This is a genomic window from Corynebacterium sp. NML120713, assembly GCF_001875735.1.
GTDB lineage: Bacteria > Actinomycetota > Actinomycetes > Mycobacteriales > Mycobacteriaceae > Corynebacterium > Corynebacterium pseudogenitalium.
The window spans coordinates 42,911-60,925 of record NZ_MLCR01000012.1; the positions used below are offsets into that span (position 1 = coordinate 42,911).

16 protein-coding genes are annotated in these 18,015 nt (G+C 57.7%); 1 reads left to right on the forward strand and 15 read right to left on the reverse strand.

All coding sequences use genetic code 11. From position 1 onward, the window contains the following. Positions 1 to 143 precede the first annotated feature (143 nt). The 4 genes from BJP06_RS06090 to BJP06_RS06105 form a co-directional block, all read right to left on the reverse strand. Entirely contained in the window at positions 144 to 326 is a 183-nt protein-coding gene (locus BJP06_RS06090) for a hypothetical protein (RefSeq protein ID WP_070363358.1), read from the reverse strand. Beyond that, complete coding sequence (locus BJP06_RS06095) at positions 319 to 1,077, reverse strand: hypothetical protein (RefSeq protein ID WP_143110568.1); 759 nt, start codon at positions 1,075 to 1,077, stop codon at positions 319 to 321. Before BJP06_RS06095 ends, BJP06_RS06090 begins: the two co-directional genes overlap by 8 nt. Positions 1,078 to 1,293: 216 nt before the next feature. After that, on the reverse strand, positions 1,294 to 2,748 hold the full coding sequence (locus BJP06_RS06100) for a DUF5129 domain-containing protein (protein ID WP_071573203.1): 1,455 nt from the start codon (positions 2,746 to 2,748) through the stop codon (positions 1,294 to 1,296). A gap of 19 nt (positions 2,749 to 2,767) precedes the next feature. Then, positions 2,768 to 6,154, reverse strand: a complete 3,387-nt coding sequence (locus BJP06_RS06105) for a DEAD/DEAH box helicase family protein (RefSeq protein ID WP_071573204.1) — start codon at positions 6,152 to 6,154, stop codon at positions 2,768 to 2,770. Positions 6,155 to 6,313: 159 nt separating this feature from the next. Here BJP06_RS06105 and BJP06_RS06110 point away from each other — a divergent pair, with 159 nt between their 5' ends. Beyond that, positions 6,314 to 7,696 (forward strand): RNA-binding domain-containing protein, encoded by a 1,383-nt coding sequence (locus BJP06_RS06110; RefSeq protein WP_071573205.1) that lies wholly within the window; start codon positions 6,314 to 6,316, stop codon positions 7,694 to 7,696. A gap of 68 nt (positions 7,697 to 7,764) precedes the next feature. Here the strand turns inward: BJP06_RS06110 and BJP06_RS06115 are convergent, their stop codons facing one another. The 11 genes from BJP06_RS06115 to BJP06_RS06165 form a co-directional block, all read right to left on the reverse strand. Beyond that, positions 7,765 to 8,358, reverse strand: a complete 594-nt coding sequence (locus tag BJP06_RS06115; RefSeq protein ID WP_177224270.1) for an RloB family protein — start codon at positions 8,356 to 8,358, stop codon at positions 7,765 to 7,767. Continuing rightward, the gene (locus BJP06_RS06120; RefSeq protein WP_070975474.1) at positions 8,345 to 9,727 is read right to left on the reverse strand and encodes an ATP/GTP-binding protein; all 1,383 of its coding nucleotides are present in this window, start codon (positions 9,725 to 9,727) and stop codon (positions 8,345 to 8,347) included. Before BJP06_RS06120 ends, BJP06_RS06115 begins: the two co-directional genes overlap by 14 nt. A gap of 82 nt (positions 9,728 to 9,809) precedes the next feature. Then, on the reverse strand, positions 9,810 to 10,352 hold the full coding sequence (locus BJP06_RS06125) for a winged helix-turn-helix domain-containing protein (RefSeq protein ID WP_070363354.1): 543 nt from the start codon (positions 10,350 to 10,352) through the stop codon (positions 9,810 to 9,812). Positions 10,353 to 10,612: 260 nt separating this feature from the next. Then, positions 10,613 to 10,855: a CopG family transcriptional regulator gene (locus BJP06_RS06130; protein WP_005292604.1), complete on the reverse strand. Its 243-nt coding sequence runs from the start codon at positions 10,853 to 10,855 to the stop codon at positions 10,613 to 10,615. 88 nt (positions 10,856 to 10,943) lie between these two features. Continuing rightward, on the reverse strand, positions 10,944 to 11,306 hold the full coding sequence (locus BJP06_RS06135) for a DoxX family protein (RefSeq protein WP_005292602.1): 363 nt from the start codon (positions 11,304 to 11,306) through the stop codon (positions 10,944 to 10,946). Then, entirely contained in the window at positions 11,303 to 11,878 is a 576-nt protein-coding gene (locus BJP06_RS06140) for a TetR/AcrR family transcriptional regulator (protein WP_005292598.1), read from the reverse strand. The genes BJP06_RS06135 and BJP06_RS06140 overlap by 4 nt, the downstream gene beginning before the upstream one ends. Positions 11,879 to 11,940: 62 nt before the next feature. Further along, positions 11,941 to 12,330: an NUDIX domain-containing protein gene (locus tag BJP06_RS06145; RefSeq protein WP_005292595.1), complete on the reverse strand. Its 390-nt coding sequence runs from the start codon at positions 12,328 to 12,330 to the stop codon at positions 11,941 to 11,943. A 20-nt stretch (positions 12,331 to 12,350) separates the two neighbouring features. Further along, on the reverse strand, positions 12,351 to 13,535 hold the full coding sequence (locus tag BJP06_RS06150; RefSeq protein WP_070363637.1) for an Nramp family divalent metal transporter: 1,185 nt from the start codon (positions 13,533 to 13,535) through the stop codon (positions 12,351 to 12,353). Between the two features lie 176 nt (positions 13,536 to 13,711). Next, entirely contained in the window at positions 13,712 to 14,665 is a 954-nt protein-coding gene (locus tag BJP06_RS06155; protein WP_177224271.1) for a nucleotidyl transferase AbiEii/AbiGii toxin family protein, read from the reverse strand. Then, positions 14,565 to 15,620 carry a type IV toxin-antitoxin system AbiEi family antitoxin domain-containing protein gene (locus BJP06_RS06160; protein WP_071573207.1) on the reverse strand — a complete coding sequence of 352 codons (1,056 nt, stop codon included), beginning with the start codon at positions 15,618 to 15,620 and terminating at the stop codon, positions 14,565 to 14,567. The genes BJP06_RS06155 and BJP06_RS06160 overlap by 101 nt, the downstream gene beginning before the upstream one ends. A 1,270-nt stretch (positions 15,621 to 16,890) precedes the next feature. Further along, a complete protein-coding gene (locus BJP06_RS06165) occupies positions 16,891 to 18,012 on the reverse strand; it encodes a restriction endonuclease subunit S (protein ID WP_177224272.1) in 1,122 nt (373 codons plus the stop codon). Between the last annotated feature and the right edge of the window lie 3 nt (positions 18,013 to 18,015).

Below are 18,015 nucleotides of genomic sequence, written 5' to 3' on the forward strand. Positions count from 1 at the left end.
CATTTATCCTGCAAGGAAACACTACTCATACTAGGAGAAGCCCGTGAAACGTTTTAGTACCGCTGCTTGTGGCTGTGTTTGATGGTCGCATGGATCACACTCGGTCTTTTAACCTATGTGTGGAGCCCTCCGGGCAACACCATCTATATCGGATAAATGCCTAGAATCCGCTGCCATAAGGGCCGGTTCTGACGTGCTTCGAGTTTCTTGGCATACTCTTGCAAATCACGACTAGCTTTCGCCTGTGTCATTGGCAACTGCTCGATCATTCGTTTATGGGATTCGGTCAGTGGATACTTCCGCTCTGCCATTGCCTGATTAGTCATCAGCAGACTCCTTCCTATCCCTGTTATGACCTAGTACGGATAATAGTAACAAAATATCTAGGTCTGAAACCCAGTTCTTCGAAGTAGTACCGGGCGAAGAGGTTGAATTCTTCGGGTTAAATTTATTGTCGTATTCAAGAATAGCCCGAGTAAACCCGATATCTTCTGAAGACTTCAACCCTGACTCCAGCATTGGGGTCAAAAAATGCCAACCTGCATTTTGCTGAGCGGGATTTTCTGCAAGTGTCATATCGATTGCCCACTGAACACGTTCGTAGTACGCAGAGCGGTCATCAGCATTTGATTTCTGCGACAGTGACTTGGTGGCGATGCCTAGCGTAAGTACGGCGGCTGCGGCAGCAGGTATCGCTCCTCGATATGAAAATATCGTCGCAAGCGATTCCTGCCAGGGCTTTTCCCAGAAAATCACCAACCCCCAGTGCACCATGGCCAGGAACGATACGAAAGCAACGAGCAGAGCGACGATGACTTGCGCGTTATTCCATTCGGCCCTGAAATTAATGTTCATTTTTCGCACGAGAATAAGGCTATCACTCAGATTCCTCCTGCTCAGGCGGATTCCACAGGCCTCACATTTACAAGATTTCAAGATCTGTCCCGGACTGGTTGAGAGGTGAGACTGGGGTGGAACTCCCCGAAAATACGGCCAATAGCCCTGGAAAACAGCTAGACCCCCAAATTCCGCATGTGCGGTGGAGGTCTGCAACGCCAATTTAGCATCAATCTGCATTCTGATGTTTTTATGGCCGGGGCCTGCACCACATTCCCGCTTTTCAGCAGACCGATCTGCAAAAGACCAGGTCGGCGAGCGCGTATGAGGGAATTTGGTGCGCGACCTCCTGTGATGGGGAACTATTTCACGTCTCAATCCCGAAACCGGACGCAACAATAGCGTTTCCCCAGGTGGCAAATGCCCTGGCCCAAAATAGTTCCCAAGCCAGTGGAACTAGAAACTCCCCGACCCGCCAGCGGCCGTGAACCCGGAGCTGAACGTCGTGTTCACGCCCGAAGAGGAGGAAGAAGCAGCCGAGTTCGCGGCGGCGACGTTGGTGCTGTGCCAGGACTGGAGCGCAACGAATGGGACGTAGGTGGGGTACCAGTAGTCCTTGTCGTAGATGGCTGGGGTGGTGAGTTTGTGACGGTCTTTGACGTCGCTGAACTCTTTGTCTTTGACGGCGTCGAGGACGATTCGGTAGTCGGAGAGGAGGCGGAGGTAGTCGTCGAGGAAGGTGGGGCTGCCGGGGTCCGCATCCAGCTGCCGGACGCGCTCCTCCAAGGAGACGAGTTCTTGGCGGAGGGTGGCGTCGTTAATTGAGGTGCGGGCTTTGGTGATGTCCCTGCTGAGGCGGGCGAGGTCGGTGCGGCGGGTGGTGGCGTCGCCTTGTTCGATGTTGAAGAGGCGGTTGATGTTGTCTTCGGCGTGGCTGGTGTGGGTGAGGGTTTCGGCGGCGTCGGCGAGTTGTTTGCGGGCGCGGTAGGCGGCGGCGTCGTCGGAGATGGGGATGCTGCTGATGCCGCCGGCGCCGGAGACGGTGTCGTGGAGTTTGAGGAAGCGGTCGCGGACGTCGCCCCATTGACGACGCAGCTCAGCATCGGCAAACGCGCTGGTGAGGGAGTTGGCGCGGACGTCGATGCCGTCGAGGCGCCCGGCGAGGTCGGCGTACTCCTTGGTCACGAGCGAGTAGTCCTCCCGTGCCTGCTCAATCAATCGGCGGCGCTTGTTGCGCAGCGCGACGCCTGTGCCTCCAACAACCCCGGCCAACGCCCCAGCCACCATTCCTGCGCCGATGCCGCCCCAGGTCCGGTCGTTGACGGCGGCGTCGTAGCGCTCTTCCTGCAGGCCGGCGGTGTCCATGGCGAGGCTCGCGCCGGCGAACAGGGCGGCGGGGACGTTGTTGCTTTGTAGTCCGGGGACCATGGCGTCGATAACTGAGGAGACGCGCTGCGATTCGCTGTGGAGGTCGAGGACGTCGGCGACGTCGTCGGCGGCGAAGATGGCGTGGTGGCGGTGCGCCATGTCGACGGCGAGGATGAGCGTGCCGTCGCGGAAGCCGTGTTTGTCCAGGATTTCGTCGGGGTAGTGGGCGCGGAAGTATTCCTCGATGGTGTCGTTGATGTTGTCGCGCGTGTTTTCGGCGTTGTTGAACGCGAGGATGTGGATGGTGCGCACGACTTCTGGGTGGTCGATGCGCTGGAGGTTCTGCTCGAGTTGTGCCTGGTCAGCTGGGGTGAGCAGGCCGTCGGGGTTGGTCAGCTGGAGGCGTGGCGCCTCGGCGGTGGTGGCGATGGCGTAGTGTGCTGGGTCTGGCTGGTCAATGGCTGCGTAGGTGCCCGCACCGACGCCTCCGCCGATCAGCAGTGCCGCCGCGCCAACGCCAAGGATTTGTGCCCATTTGCTCATGCGCCTGATTTTATCGAAGCTACCCCGCGGTCGGCATGGCGGTGTTGTTGAGCTGCTCGAGGCTGTCGCGAAGTTGGAGGACGACGCCGACGTTTCCGTGGAAGATGTCCATGATGGAGCCGTTTTCGTCGAAGGGCGGTTGGGTGAGTTCGTGGGCTTCGACGACGCCGTTGCGGATCACCTCGCTGACGACGGTGTTGAGGAACGCACGTTGCACGGAGTTGAGGTCGGTGGAGTGCAGCAGTTCCTTGAAGTGCGCTTCGACGGCGGCGGCGTCCATCCCGACGAGTTCGCGCAGGAAGAGGCCAAGTTTGGCTTGGTGGGTGTCGGCGAGTTCGGCGGCGCCGTCGACGTGGGCGTTGAGCAGCAGTTGGCGTAGTTCGTCGAGGTCGTGCGTGCTGAGTTGTTGCGCGTTGCGGAGTTTGCGCAGCGCCAGGCTGGTGGTGTTGCCCTCGAGCGCGCGGCGGAGTTCTTCTTCGACGACGGAGCTTTCGCGTTGGGTGCCGCCGGTGGCCTGGAGGGTGCTTTGTTGGAGTTCGCCGAGTTCGTCTTCGAAGTCGGTGATCACTACGACGCGCTGTGCTTTGTCGAGGAAGACCGTCAGCCCGCGGACTGTTGTGCGGGCCAGTTCGAGGTCCTTGTAGGTCACGCCGTCCCACCATTGCGGACCGGCGAGCGCTTCGAGGAGCGCCGCGTTGTTGGCAACGGTGGGGATGTTGGTTTTCTGCAGCAGTGCCTCGGCGATGCCGATGACTTTCTCTGCGAGCACGTCCCAGTCGCCGCGTTCTTCGAACAGTCCGAGTTCGAGCTGGTAGATGAGGTAGTCGAAGCGCCGGGCTTGTTCTTTGTCGCCGGTCGCGGCGAAGGGCAGGGGCGCGAGGGCGCTCACGGCTTGTTGGTGGGTGTCGGCGTCGGCGGTGAGCCAGGGGGTGGCGTCGCTAAATATGTCGAGGTAGGCGCGTGCTTCGGTGGGCACGAGGATGCTGCGGTGGGGCACGCTGCGCACTGCGTCCGAAAGATGCTTTGCGACGTCCCCTCGCACCTCATCCGTGGCCGTCAGCAGCAGGCGCGCGCGGGTGGTGAAGCTGCGCTGCGACAGCGAGATCTGGTGTGAGCCTTCCGTGGTGTTGGTGGTGCCGCTGAATTGGCGCACGTTGTCGCAGTAGTCGAAGATGTAGAAGCACGTTTTGTCCACGGCGGGGCCGAACAGGTCAGGGCGCAGGCGGGTGCCGCGGCCGACCATCTGCCAGAACTTGGTGGGGGAGTAAACGGGTTTGAAGAACACCAGGTTGACCACTTCGGGGACGTCGATACCTGTGTCGAGCATGTCCACGCTGATGGCGATGTCCAGGCCGGAGTCGGGCTGCTTGAACTCGGCGATGAGTGCTTCCGCGTTGTACACGCCGTGGGTGATCACCTCGGCGCGGGTGGCGGTGGTGGGGAAGATGGCGCGGTATTCGTCGGCGATGAGGTCGGCGTGGGCCTGGTTGCGGGCGAAGATGATGGTCTTGCCTAGCCGGTCCGCGCCGTCGACCTTCAACCCCTTGCTGATGACCTGCCGCAACACCTTCCGAATCGTGTCCCGGTTGAGCAGTTTCGCGTTGATTTCGGCGGCGTTGATTTCTTGGGGTGCGGCGAGTGGGTCGCCGTGTTCGTCGACACCCCATTCGGCGTTCTCCCACTCCAGCTGCTGCTCGGGGGTGAGCTCCCCGTAGGAGATGCCGCGGCGCATGAAGGCGGTGCTGCCGGAGAACACCTCGTAGGGCACCAGGTTGCCTTCCTCGATGGCGCGGTGCAGGCTGTAGTAGCCGGTCGGGGTGTCGGGCTCGCAGCCGAAGAAGGTGTAGGTGTCGTGGGAGAGGTTGCTGCGCGGGGTGGCTGTCAGCCCGATGACGAGGGCGTCCAGGTAGTCGAAGATGCGCTCGTACCGCTGGTAGATGGATCGGTGGGCCTCGTCGACGATGATGAGGTCGAAGTCGAAGGAGTTGAAGCGCTGGCCCTCGCCGATCATGCCGATCATGGTCTGATACGTGTTCACGTACACCTGGCCCTCGCCGGCGGGGTTGGTGGTCAGGTTGACGGGCACGGTCTCCGCGAGGTGCTCGTTGAACGCTGCGTGCGCCTGCGTGAACAGGGCTTTCCGGTCGGCGAGGAAGAGCACGTTGCGGATCCAGCCGGCCTCCAACAGCATGGACACGGTGGCGATGGAGACGCGAGTCTTGCCCGTACCCGTCGCCATGACCAACAATGCGCGGCGCTTGCCTTTCCCGAACGCCTCCGCGACCGACTGGATCATCTCCAACTGGTACGGTCTGCCGGCGATCTCGGTGATGGTGGCGCTGTGCGCGCTGAGTGGTTGGCGTTTGTCGCGCCGGGCGATGAGCGCCTCCATCGCACGTACTGTTGGGTAGGACTCAATAGTGCGGGTTTCGTAGCCGACACCGCCCGGAAGGTTGGCGTCCCTGTCCCAAAAGCGCACCTCGTAACCGGTGGTATAGAAGATTAGTGGTACACGTCCCGTCGCGTTGCCGATGGCATCGGCGTAGATCGCGGCCTGCTGGCGGCCGTCGTTAATGCTGCGGCTGGCCTTCTTCGCCTCCACAACGGCGATTGGCACACCCTGTGTATCCAGCAACACATAGTCCACCTTCATGCCCGCCACCGGGTACTCTTCGATGAGCGTGCGGCCGCGCACAAACCCGGCCTCCTCCAGCATCGGGGTGATGATGTCGCGGCGGGTCTGCGCCTCGTCCACCGCCAACTGCGGCGCTGGCGGTGTCAGCTTTTCCTGCTGCTTGCGAATCTGCTCCCGCAGCTTCGCGATCTCCTCCTCATACCCCGCAGCCTGCTCCAACTCCCGCTGCTGCGCCTCATCCAGCTGCAGTTTGTACAGGTCAGCCTGCTCCCGTGCGGACTTCTCCTTCGCCGCCAGCGCGATCATCTGCCGCTGGTTCAACGCCGCCTGCCGCGGCGCCTGCTTCAAGATCTCGACGTCGAACGGCGCAATCCCCCGAATCACCTTCCCCGAGAAGTGCGTCGTTGCGAACACCATCACGTCATACAGGTGCTTCAACGCCTGCAGCGCCTCATCACTGGTGATGTGCGCTTCGCTATGCACCGCGGTGTTGCCGGCCTTGCGCAGAATGTGCATCTTGGAACGCACCGTCTCCGGCAGCAGGCGTGAGAAGTCCGGGTTGGTCAGCGTATCGAAGATGTTGGACTGCTTCTCCAGCCCATTCAGCGCCGCGATATGCCCAATCACCTGCTCTAACACGAACCGGGATTGGAACATCGACGCGCGCGGGTTGGTCAGCGCGGCATCCTCCGCATTGCGACACTCAATAATGAGCTGGGGCCATGCTTGCCCAACGAAGCCAAAGTTGGACGGACGTGGAGTGATGCTCACCTGATCGCCTTTCTTCCCGGTGCGCTCGTTCGCCTGCGCGTTATTCTATACCGTTGCGTTGTGGCTCGAAACCTACTCGAAACATGCTCGAAACGGATTTACATGTTTTGACCTGGGTAGATCACTCTACTCGAAATCGTTTCGAGTAGAGTGATCCACATGAATACTGCGGTAAAGGTTGATGAGTTACTTACGCGCCCCGAAGATCAGTGGTTTGAGCGGAAATCGTTTCGTATTAAACCGAAGGATCTTGCGAAGGCGATTATCGCGTTTGCCAACGCCGAGGGCGGGGTCATCGCTGTCGGTATCACTGATCGACAATTCGACGGGTTGCCTAGCGCACGGCAGGACAACGACTTACGACAATCGGCGTTTGATCACACCGATCCAACGGTTCGAGTCGAGATCGAGAGCCTTCGCATTGATGACGCCACTTCTGTATACCTATTCCATATTTTGCCTAGTGAGCGTGTACATTATTCCAATTCGGGGGAGTGCTTCCTGCGCATCGGGGATGAAACGAAGCAGCTGGGCCCCGACGGCATTTTAGAGTTGCGGTATTTGAAGGGGGAGCAGCAGTTTGATGCAATTGTTCCACCACGTGCTGAGCCTGGAGACCTCGATATGGCGCAGGTCGAGCGGTATGCGGAGGCGATTGGTTCTGCCTCGGCCCAAGATGCGTTGAGGGCGCGAAACTTGATAGATAGGGCAGGCAACCCGCGGACAGCGGCATTGTTGCTTTTCGGAAAACATCCGCAGGAGTTCTTTCCAAACGCTCATGTTCGTGTGGTCCAGTTCAATGACATAGATCGGTTGCCGGGTCATGGTCAGCAAATTCTTTACGACGAACGCTTCGACGGCACCCTGCCAGAACAGATTCAGCAGGCCAGAACTGCGATTAGCAAGATTCTTCCAAAAGTGCGCCGTCTTGTGGGCAGTGGGCTTTTTGAAGAGGAGGATTTGATCCCGCCGGATGTGTGGCTAGAGGGTTTGGTGAATGCGGTGATCCACAGGTCTTACAGTATGGCTGGGGATCACGTCAGGTTCGAGATCTATCCTGATCGGGTTGAGGTGTCTAGCCCTGGCAGGTTCCCTGGCTTGGTGGACCCGTCGAAACCCGAAGCAATTGCGAGGTTTGCAAGAAACCCGCTGATTGCACGTGGGACTGCTGAGTTGCGGATTGGGCAGGAGTTGGGGGAAGGGATTCGACGAATGATCGCTGGTATGCGAAAGGCGGGTTTTGCAGACCCCGTGTACCGGCAGACAAGTGGCAGTGTTGTCTTGACATTGAAGGCAGTGCAACGCCTCGACGAGTCGCTTCGTGCGGACTTGCCGCGCTACTCAACAGAGGTGCTTGCAGCCTTGCAGGCAAGCCCACATCCCTTATCGACGGGCCAAGTTGCCAACGCCCTTCACCTCTCGAACCCTCCCGTCCGCCGTGCTCTGCAAGCACTCCGGGACGCTGGACTCGTGCAGTGGAACGGAAGCGGTTTGAGGGATCCTCGCGCAACATGGTCAGCGGTCAGCCCGCTGCGTTACTGATACATGACCAACGAACAAAAGTTCCCCACGGGTGCGTGGGGAGGTTTGTGTGGCCCTCTAGTTAGTCATTACTTTTGCATCGCTTCGATAAGGTACGGGATTGAAGATGACGGGCATGGCCCTTTTGCATTGGGGCGCATTTCGGTCCAGTGGCGTTTTGCGCGTGCCGTTGCCTCAGGGTATCTCTCGACTGGGAACGTTACCCCGAGTTCTTTCGCATTGCGGCCTGTGAGATAGCGTTCCTTTTGCAGTACATCGGTCATTTTCTTCGCGTCGTTCCCGCCGTCGTAGAGGTGCCAATACAGCCACTGCTCAAATTGAGGGTTCGTTACTGCGACTGAGATATTGCTCTTTTGTGCGAGCTGAAGAACATCACCCAGGGTGGTGTGTTGGTCACAATCGACGACTAGGAACGCGCGGTCAAAGTTGTCGGACTTCAGATGGTTCTCGCATGTATCAAGAACTCGCTTGGGTTCTCCCTTACTAGGTACAACCTTGATGTCCGTGGCCACGTCGTTGGAACGCAGAATTTGTGCGAGCCTTTGGAAGTAAACTTGCTCAGACTTTCCTTTGTCGCCTTCTACAACAATCAGAAGCCGACTTTTCAGCTTCCGCTTTGCCCTGCTCTTGGGCTTTCTGGGTGTACCTTTACGCGCTGCCACGTTCCCCATTTTCTTGCCCCCGTCGTGTAGGTGATAGTTCTTCAACAGCACTTCGCATTAAACCTGGTAATAGATACGGTAGCGCGCCGAATCGGCCTTCCAGGTATTGCTTTGCAAGATTTGATGCCGGTTTCAAATCGCGGAAGTCCTGCAAGTTATAGAGCGTACTTGCACCAGAGCTGTCTTTTTCGGTGAACCAGACTTGCTCTTTCGTCAGGTTCGCAGAAGACTGCGGCTGGAGCAGGGTTACGTCATGTGACGTGAAGATCAGTTGGGCCCCGTGTGGGTTTGTATCTTGATCTTGGAACAGTGCGACGATTGCTTCGGCGAGAATGGGGTGGAGGCTGGTATCCAGCTCGTCGACGCAAAAAATTGTGCCGTCGCGGAGCGCTTCTAAGATGGGAACGGCCATGGCGAGCCATGCCAACGTTCCGGATGATTCATCGCGCATGAGAAAGCCGGCGTCGGCGGATTCGTTGCCATGGTGATAAAACCGCAGTGTTCTGTTTACGAAGTCGTGGTCGATCAGACTTTGGCCTGATAGAGCTTTCCCGGTCGCCTTCAGGCCCCGTGCCGCAGATCGCTCGAGAATCTTGCGTATTTCCGGGGGTAACTCTCGTTCATCTACATCAATTCGCGTGATTCCGATATCCGCTACTGCTGCGAGTGTGGTGAGTACGTTCAACGGAATTCGTTCATCGGCGATATCCGCCGCAATTCGGTCGAGGCGTTGCCGCCGGGCACTGTCGCTGATGTCGTAGAAATCGACGCCAGCGATAATGCTTCCCACAAACGACTGCAGTTTGTCGTGACCTGCAACGTAGCCACGGGAGAGCACAAGTTCTCGCGGGGCTGGAGATATACGTGGTCCCAGATACTTATGCCAGCTGGTTATGCCTTGTTCGGCGTCTCTTTCCAGAAGTCGTGTTGGGCGGGAGGAGAAATAACCAAGCAGCAGCTCGTGTTCAATGCGGTTCGCGGAAATGGAGAATTCGTAGTGATATCGAATTTCTCGGGCCGCAAGCTCCGGGCCGCCAATGCCACCGGTTAACGTGAAATCGAGTGCAAAGAAGCTGGGGGAACGTACAGAGTCCTCATCTAGCTTGAATGGAGATCGACGATTTTTCTGAAATTCAAGCCATCTGCTTGCAGAGCATTGGATTGCCTCCATTGCATAGCGCATTGCGTCGAGTACCGCCGTCTTTCCTGACGCGTTGGGTCCAAAGATGGCTGCAACCGGTAGAACGGCATCGGCCCAACTCTCACCTTGACGAGGAACTGCGGTGCGCCAGGAGCTGCGCGTCATTTCCAGCGCAAACTCATCACGGAAGCTACGGTGATTCTCCGCAATAAAGCTAAGCAGTCTCATGGAAGTAAGTTTAGGTGAGAAAAGCTCATTACGGGAAAAAATTTCCCCAGAAAGGCTTAATAAAGAAAATGATGCGGTTTTACTAACTCACCGATTGCACAATCCTGTACACCGTTGCTCGGTCGCCTTGGCCACCTTCCATGGTGACGATGCCCTCGCGAAGCAGTGGCGCGAGTCCGTAGCGCACTTGGCCTGTGGAAAGTCCGGTATTGGCTGCCAGTACGTTCACGGTGATACCGCTACCTGTCGCGGAGAGTGCCTGGTAGATCCGGGGTACGTTCTTGCCCAAGGCTTGGAGGTTGACCAGTAGGTCTTCCTCGGTCGGGGAGAGTCGGGTATTGGAGCCTATGTCTTCCAGCCGGGCATCGTGTTCTGCGCTGGAGCGGGAGCCTCGTGGGAACAGTACGGTGAATTGGACGCTGGTGTTGATGAAGCGGGGCGTCGCTACGCGTGATTCGCGGCAGGAGGTGATCGCTTCGCGGGTGCCGCCGCCTTCGTCAGCGTGGTTGTCCGCGCGGCGGAACCCCGCGACAGCTTGTGCGCCCCGCGGACAGTTCGACCTGTAGGCAGAGGCCGCCCGGGGTGTCCGCCCCGCCGTCCGCGGAACTTTGTGACAACCCGACACTCCGTTTCATGTGAAACATAACTGGTCTGGGAGCAAGCAACAGTTTTACACTTTAACAGTATGGTTTTTGAAGTTTCACACTTTGATGACCTGCATGTTTAGCAGTTTGAATAGTGGGAAGCCCTCCTCAGTGCAAGCCCGTTGCCACAACATCCAGGAGTCCAATTGTTTCATGCCGATTTAGAGCACTACTTAGCCATTGTTGAGCGGGTTTATGTTGCGGTGCAGCGGAGTGGAAGGCATAAACGAGAATGTTGACATCAGGAATGATCATCGAGTACCGCCCACACAGCTTCTTTGTTGCTGAGATCAACTAGAGCCGGTCCGCCGCAATCGAAGGAGGGCAGGTTAACGGGGGTGTCTTCGGTACTGATGCGGGCTTCCTTCTTGAGGGCAGCGCGGACCGCCTCTTCGACGTATGAGCTCAAAGTGACATTGTTGGCTTTGGCTTGGACCTTCGTTTCTTCAAGGAGTTTCGGCGGGAGGTTTATCGTCGTGCGCATACCTTTAGGGTAGAAAGCATCAAGTCATCATTCAAGAGGTGCAATGATGTATCTGCCTTCAGGAAGCCGTGAAAGGTTGACTGGTGTCTTAATTCAGTGCGAGCGTCAGGATCAGTACTCCGATGGAGAATGCGAGCATGCCTAAGCAGTTGATCCAGAATGCGCTACCGAGGAAGTGGGCGCGGACATGGGCTGCTGCGGCCGCGCAGAAATAGGCGATGACTCCAATCATGGCTGTGATTCCTACGCCGGGGAACCAGAGGCCGGCAATGAGTCCTACGGCGGCGAGGCACTTGATGACAATGAGCGCCCACCACCAGTCCTTGGGGAGTTTGACGCCGCTGAGGCAGGCTTCGATGAAGGGGACTGGTTTGAGGGAGAGGGCGGCGTCGCCAAGCAGAATGGCTGCTAGTAGAAGGGAGGGCCAGGCTGGGGAAGATTCTAGGATCATTGGGTTACTCCGAATGCGGTGTTGAGGCGTTCGATCGATGAGGCGGCTTGGGATGTGAGGTGCTCGGTGTCGTAGATTCCGGCGGCCCAGCCGATGAGTAAGCCGAGGTAGACGTTGTACAGCAGGTCGGCGTACTCGGCCGCATCGGCGCTGCTGAGCCTGGTGCCGAGTCGCAGGGTGATTTCATCGGTCAGGAGCGTTTTGAGTGCGGTGAGCGCTTCGCCTTGATTGCCTTGTTGGATGAGTGCTGCGCCAAAGGCGCGGGAGAGCTCTTCGTGGCCGGTAAACATCTGGAGGAAAGGTCTCAGGACATCGAGAAGGCTATCGGATTGTCCCCGGATGTCATCGTGGAGTTCTGAAATGTGTTGGCCAATGGTGCGGATGAGCAGCGTTTGTTTGTCGCCGACTCCCATGACGGTTCCCACGCTAACGCCAGCTTCGGATGCGATAGTCCGGATGCTGGTGGTGGCGTAGCCCTGAGTGAGGAAGAGTTCGTAGGCGGTGGCTAGGACCTTGCTGACGGTGCCAGCTTTGGCGGCCGAGCGCGATGAGTGAACGTGTTCAGTGAACATGTTCAAAAGGGTAGCTCTTGATGGTTTCGAGGTCAATGACGCCGAAGTGTTGACAGTTGGCGCTAGGCCAGCGTGGGGAAGACGCGGTCGCGCAGCAGGTGTGCAAGCTCGCGGTCGGGGGCTGCTGGGTTGACCCAGGCGGTGTCGCCGATTTCGGCGGCGGCATGGGGTTCGTCGGCGGTGACGGTGCGGGTGTAGGTGAAGATGGTGCCGACGACGACCTCGCCCGGTTCGTTGGCGGCGGGAGCGTCGAAGGTGCCGAGTTTGTTGAGGCTCTCGGCGTCGAGGGTGAGGCCTACTTCTTCGGCAACTTCGCGCAGGGCGGCGTCGACAAGCGCCTCGCCCGCCTCGGGCTTGCCGCCGGGCAGTTGGTACTTGGTGGAGGACTTCTTGCGCACGGTAAGCACGTGGCCTTGTGGGTTGCGGATGACGACGGCTGCTACTTCAATCATGGCTGCTGATTGTAGGCGGCCTAGAGCAGCGGCAGGAGCACGAGGGCGAGATTGAGTGCGATGACCAGCGCGGCAAGCGTCCAGCCCACGGCCATAGACCAGGGTTTCGCGGCGAACTCACCCATGACGTCCCGGGAGCCGGCATAGCGGAAAAGCGGGATGATGGCGAAGGGGATGCCCAGGGAAAGAAGTGCCTGGCTGACCACCAGTGCCATAGTGGGGTCGACCCCGCAGCCGATGATGACCAGCGCCGGGATGAGCGTGACCAGGCGGCGGACTAGTAGGGGGACCTTGATGTGAAGCAGGCCGTCCATGATTTCGGAGCCGGCGTAGGCGCCCACTGACGTCGAGGCGAGGCCGCTGGCCAGCAGGCCGATGGCGAAGAGAACGCCGGCCAGCGGGCCGAGGTGGCTGGCAATCGCCGTGTGGGCCCCGGAGATGGTCTCTGTGCCGTCCACGCCGTAGAGGGCCGAGCCCGCCAGGACCAGCAGGCCCACGTTGACGAGCCCGGCGATGGACAGCGCCACGGCGATGTCCGCGCGGGTGCCGGCCAGCACGTGGGGGATTTCCAGGTCGGGGTAGCGCTGCTTGGTCAGGGAGGAGTGTAGGTAAATGGCGTGCGGCATGACGGTGGCGCCCAACATGGAGGCGGCCAGCAGGATGCTGTCCTTGCCCTCTAGGCGGGGGATGAGGCCGCCGGCCACGTCGGCGGGGTCGGGCGGGGCGATGGCGAGGCCGGCAAGGAAGCCGATGCAGATGACCAGGAGCAGGCCGATGACAAGCCCCTCGAACCACTGGTTCTTCTTCTGGAAGATGAGGAGAATGATGGAGACCGTGCCGATGATGAGCGCGCCCGCGAACAGGGGGAGGTTGAAGAGGAGTTGCAGGGCAATGGCGCCGCCGATGACTTCGGCGAGGTCGGTGGCCGCGGCGATGAGCTCGGCCTGGGCCCACATGCCTAGGCGCGCGCGGCGGGAGAGACGCTCGCCCATGATTTCCGGCAGGGAGCGGTGGGTGACTAGGCCCAGTTTGGCGGAGTGGTACTGGATGAACATGGCCATGAGGTTGGCCACGACGAGTACCCACACCAGGAGGTAGCCGTAGTGGGAGCCGGCGCTGATGTTGGCGGCTACGTTGCCGGGGTCGACGTAAGCCACTGCAGCAACGAAGGCGGGGCCGGTGAGGCTGATTAAGGTCTTACGCATAGGCATCTCCATACCAAAAGTTCAACTACTTGAAGTCTAGTTTTCATCGCCATATGTTCAAGCCAGCACGCAAAAAGTTTTGCACTTTCACACTTTGGTTTTGCACTTTGGCAATGTGCGTTTGGTGCAGTTGGTTGAGGAAGAGTGAACACCCTCAAGCGGATATCCGGCGCTGGCTATTGTGTCCAGGAAAGTGTTGCGCTGTTCCAGGTTGTGGTCAACGTATGGAGTTCATTGTTCAGAACGGGGTCAATGAGGAGTGCAGCAACCCGAAGGGCTTCATCTAGAATCAAGAATTCTTTTCGTATTTCGTTGCCAAATTTCTTTGCGGCTTTCGGGTACCGATCTGCCCACGTTGCATCAGGGATATTGAGATTTGTTGGGAGAGTAACGCCTCGGATTTGTTGCTGTGAGTTGAGAGCGTCGCGGAGTTCAGCAGCATTGAGCTGTGTTGTTGGCGGAAGCTCTGAAGCTAATAGCGCAATGTCGTAGAGATCGTGATAGCGTGTCGACGCTTTGCCCGGAGGTGTGTCGCCGTGTATCTCATACATTGCGCAGACTTTATCTGCGATCTGGTTTGCGATGGGGTACGACGTGACTTGGAAATGTTCTGGAAGATAAGGTGTCTGGACGTCGTAACTTGAAGCTACGGTGACTGATTCCACTTCACTAGTGACCTCAAGGTCACCACTGACGTCGATGGAAAACTCAATGAAGCGGTTGCTGCTACCTAAGCCGTAAGTGACTGTAACTTTGAGGCGTTTGCTGTCTATCGTGCCGATTCGTTCCGCCTTGCCATTGCTCTTTTCCACTTGAAATGTATAAGGGCCTACTCGGTGCTTGTTCATTGTCGCGATGAGGCTGTCAGCGGCTTTTAAGGCTGAGGTAGGGGCATATTGCCGAAATAGGTTGAGGTCTTTTGTCTGCCGGGCGCCTGGTATTCGGCAGTAAATGTTGGTGCCCCCTTTGAGCACCCAACCGTCGTTTAGGCGCATGAGTTCATGAAGGAACACCTCACGGAAAAACTGGTTATATACGTCGTTTGGCTTCTTTCCGGCGTGGCTTGCTTCCTTCTTCAGTGCTGAAACGATCTGACCGTGGCGCTCCCTTTGTTTTTGAGGTTGTGGCACAGGATTCTCCTTGAGGTTTTGCTGTGTGGGATGGGGGAAGAGGGGTGGACAGCCAGAGGGTCTTCAAACCTTCACTGTGCACGATCGTTTCGGCTAATTGTTTATGTGTTGCTTCGAGCGCATAGGCAGTAGCTGCTCTGCCAGCGAGCATGTTCTGGAGTGCCTCTTCTACATTGCTGCTGTGAAAGTCGGTTTGAAGTGGCATCTTTGCGGCGAGCGCCTTTAACTCTTCAGCAAATGGCTCGAGCGCCTTGGCGACAGCTCTTTGGATTTGCTCTTCCATGATTGCCGCGGGAACAGGTGGAAAGCATTCTTTCCAAAGCATACGTAGCCCCTCCTGATCACCTTTTGGCAGGCCGAAAGCTGTTTCGTTTCCAGCAAAAGCGCTGAGTAGCTCAGGTTCTTGCAGTAATTGCTTTTCGCTCGCATCTGCGATGAGATCAAGGAGATGTTGGGGTTCATGTCCGTCTAGTGCGAGGTCCACGATGGTGCGAGCTGCAGTTGTGATAGGGAGGTTGTGTTCAGGGTGCAGTGTCCATTCGTGGTCGTGGAGTTTGCCTCGATGAAACTGGACTTCTGGTTGCCTGCTTTGGCGTCGACGATTGACGGTGAAGTGGATTCCATCGGGCCAGAGGTCACCGATGCCCCAGAGTTCAGCTGCGGTGGTGTGGGAGATGACGGATTCGGACGCCAATGTAGGGTCGTGGACCCGGTCAGCGGCCATCATCTCGGGTCGGAGTGCAAGCCATTGTGCTTTGACGTCTAACGCTGGACTCATCATGGTGCCGACGGTCGCATAAACCCCATGTCGAACTCGGATGAGTCCACCCCTTGTCTCTAGTCGGGAGAGAGTCAAGGGCGTTACTCCTTCTGCGCGTGCTTGTTTTGCCGTGCACAGTCCCCACTGTTGGGAAGCGATCTCCCCGATGATCTCCAACGATTCGGCGGCATCCATACTTCAAAAATTACCATATAGGATAGTTTTGCAGCACGGAGATTTCATAACTCCTGCGAAACTATCAGTCGGGTTGCCACCTCCTCATCCCATGAGCTGCAGGATGTTCGCGGCTATTTCGTCCGCGCGGCGGACACCTTGACGGGTTGCTGCAACGAAACTCGCTGGTCGCGATGGTGCCGCGGACAGCGGAGGCGCGATGGTTCTTATCGACGCCTCTTCGATCAACCACGCTTACCTTTAACACTCATGATCCAGTTTCCAGGTGATCTGTGATTATTTGTCCGCGCCGCGGAATCCAGCGACTACCTGTCCGCCCCGCGGACACCCGAATACGATCCCACTGTCCGCCCCGCGGACAGTTCGACTTGGAAGCCGAGGTTTTGCAGAGTGTCCGCGGCGCGGAACTCTGCCGTAACCCCGAAGCCACATTCACCGGTGGCAACCTGTCCGCCCCGCGGAAAGTCGGTGTGGTTGCCTGTCCGCGCGGCGGACACCTTGACGGCTTCACGCCGGGAAAGTTGCTGGTAGATGGCGTGCCGCGGACAGTGGAAGCAGCGGCGGGTTTTCTAATCAACGCCGGCTCCGTCCCATCACGTTTACCTTTCACAACGCGCCTCGGTTTCCGGGTGAGTGGTGGATGTCAGTCCGCCCCGCGGAATCTGTCGCAGCTTTTTATAGGTGGCCCTCCCACCACGGATACCTTCATCCGTCATCCACATCATGTTCACTGCTGCCGACTGTCCGCGCGGCGGACACCTCGACGGGTTGCCGTCAAGAAATTCGCTGGTGACGATGGTGCCGCGGACAGTGGAAGCAGCGGTTACTTTCTTATTGACGCCCTCTCCGTCCCACCACGCTAACCACCAACAACATGACCCGGCTTCCGGGTGAGCGATGAAGATCTGTCCGCGCGGCGGAATCCAGTGACAACTTGTCCGCCCCGCGGAAAGCCGGTGTAGTTGGTTGTCCGCGCGGCGGACACCTCGACGGGTTTACGCCAGGAAAGTCGCAGGTAGTGGCTGTGCCGCGGACAGTGGAACCTTGAGGATTGTCCGCCCGCGGAATAGACCCGAGGCGTTTGTAAAAGAGACCTACAACATTGTCCGAGATGCGACCGGGTGGAAGATAGTCCAAATGTAATTCTGCGTATGGCTCGAAACGTACTCGAAACGAACTTTCAAGTCGTGAAAAGCGCAAAACAATCTACTCGAAACCGTTTCGAGTAGATTGCCAAGTGGTCTTTAACGAGTCCTTTTATCTGTCAGCTCTAAAGCTCTCTCGAGAAAGCCCGAGAGGAAAGGGAGGTGTAGAGCTCTCGGAGCAGTGTCAATTTACTGCTGCGAAGTGCTCGCTGGTGAAAAGCCGTCCGGACTTGATTTCCAACTGTTGTTTGCAGAGCTGCGTCGACATCTGGAATTTCAACGGACAAAAAATTAGTTTGCGAAATGTTCTTCATGCTTCCGCCGCTACCGGAAGATGCCTTACTAATCGCATTCCGTGTAAGTGGGTGCTGCAGACATGCCCATAGGAAGAAAGGGTCGACCGAGTCCTTCGTGACCAAACGCCACAACTTATCCGGCAACAGCAAATTCTCATAGGGTTGATCCACGATTGCAGACGCCCCCACCAGTTCGGTGGTGTTGGCTCGAGAAACGAGTAGGTCCCCTTCTTGTACTCGGTGATGCTCAGGGGGTTCGTAGCTCGGGTCCAAGGGTTTCGACTCTTCTGGTTTGAAGTACCCGCTAGTGGTCGAGCTAATTTTGAGGACACGTGGCCCTCCAGGCGTTGAATGCTCTTTGAGGCTTTTCCCGGAGACAATTCTCTCTACGTATTCTCCAATCGGGACAGTTCGGTTCGTTTCTGGTGCCAGATTTTTGACCAGTGTTTCTAGCTTTGAAATGGACTGCTCTTCAGCGCGGATCGCCTCCTCTACCGGGCCCAGAATTGTCGCGATGCGCTGCTGCTCCTCCAGAGGAGGCAGAGGGACCTTGATCTCCAAGAGGTCGCGGTTGTTGATCCTGGGAAGGTTGATCCCGTTAAGATGCCTTTTGATTTGAGCAAATGCGAAACCGCTAAGTAAGAAATGCAACAGGTAGTGGGTATCGTCGCCGTTAATCATGCGGAGGATAGTGATGTCACCTGAGCACGTGCCCGGCGCAGATGCAATAGCAGCTTTGCGGAGATTGGGCCGGAGACGTCCAAACAGAATGTCACCGGACTCGAATACGGGCTTTCCGCCTTTAAGCGAAAACGCATCGGCACGACTGTTTCCTAGAATTCCGCCACCGGTTTTGAGGTGTTCCAATCCAAAGTATGGTGTCGCAGGGTCGAGGTTTTCTCCCGGCACTTTCTTGGTAACAACCTCGGCAACATCCCCCAACTTCACCATCTC

Coding starts and splice junctions, on each gene's coding strand:
- BJP06_RS06090 (WP_070363358.1), bottom strand. CDS start 326: ATGACTAATCAGGCAATGGCAGAGCGGAAGTATCCACTGACCGAATCC.
- BJP06_RS06095 (WP_143110568.1), bottom strand. CDS start 1,077: ATGCAGATTGATGCTAAATTGGCGTTGCAGACCTCCACCGCACATGCG.
- BJP06_RS06100 (WP_071573203.1), bottom strand. CDS start 2,748: ATGAGCAAATGGGCACAAATCCTTGGCGTTGGCGCGGCGGCACTGCTG.
- BJP06_RS06110 (WP_071573205.1), top strand. CDS start 6,314: ATGAATACTGCGGTAAAGGTTGATGAGTTACTTACGCGCCCCGAAGAT.
- BJP06_RS06120 (WP_070975474.1), bottom strand. CDS start 9,727: ATGAGACTGCTTAGCTTTATTGCGGAGAATCACCGTAGCTTCCGTGAT.
- BJP06_RS06130 (WP_005292604.1), bottom strand. CDS start 10,855: ATGCGCACGACGATAAACCTCCCGCCGAAACTCCTTGAAGAAACGAAG.
- BJP06_RS06135 (WP_005292602.1), bottom strand. CDS start 11,306: ATGATCCTAGAATCTTCCCCAGCCTGGCCCTCCCTTCTACTAGCAGCC.
- BJP06_RS06140 (WP_005292598.1), bottom strand. CDS start 11,878: ATGTTCACTGAACACGTTCACTCATCGCGCTCGGCCGCCAAAGCTGGC.
- BJP06_RS06145 (WP_005292595.1), bottom strand. CDS start 12,330: ATGATTGAAGTAGCAGCCGTCGTCATCCGCAACCCACAAGGCCACGTG.
- BJP06_RS06150 (WP_070363637.1), bottom strand. CDS start 13,535: ATGCGTAAGACCTTAATCAGCCTCACCGGCCCCGCCTTCGTTGCTGCA.
- BJP06_RS06160 (WP_071573207.1), bottom strand. CDS start 15,620: ATGGATGCCGCCGAATCGTTGGAGATCATCGGGGAGATCGCTTCCCAA.
- BJP06_RS06165 (WP_177224272.1), bottom strand. CDS start 18,012: ATGGTGAAGTTGGGGGATGTTGCCGAGGTTGTTACCAAGAAAGTGCCG.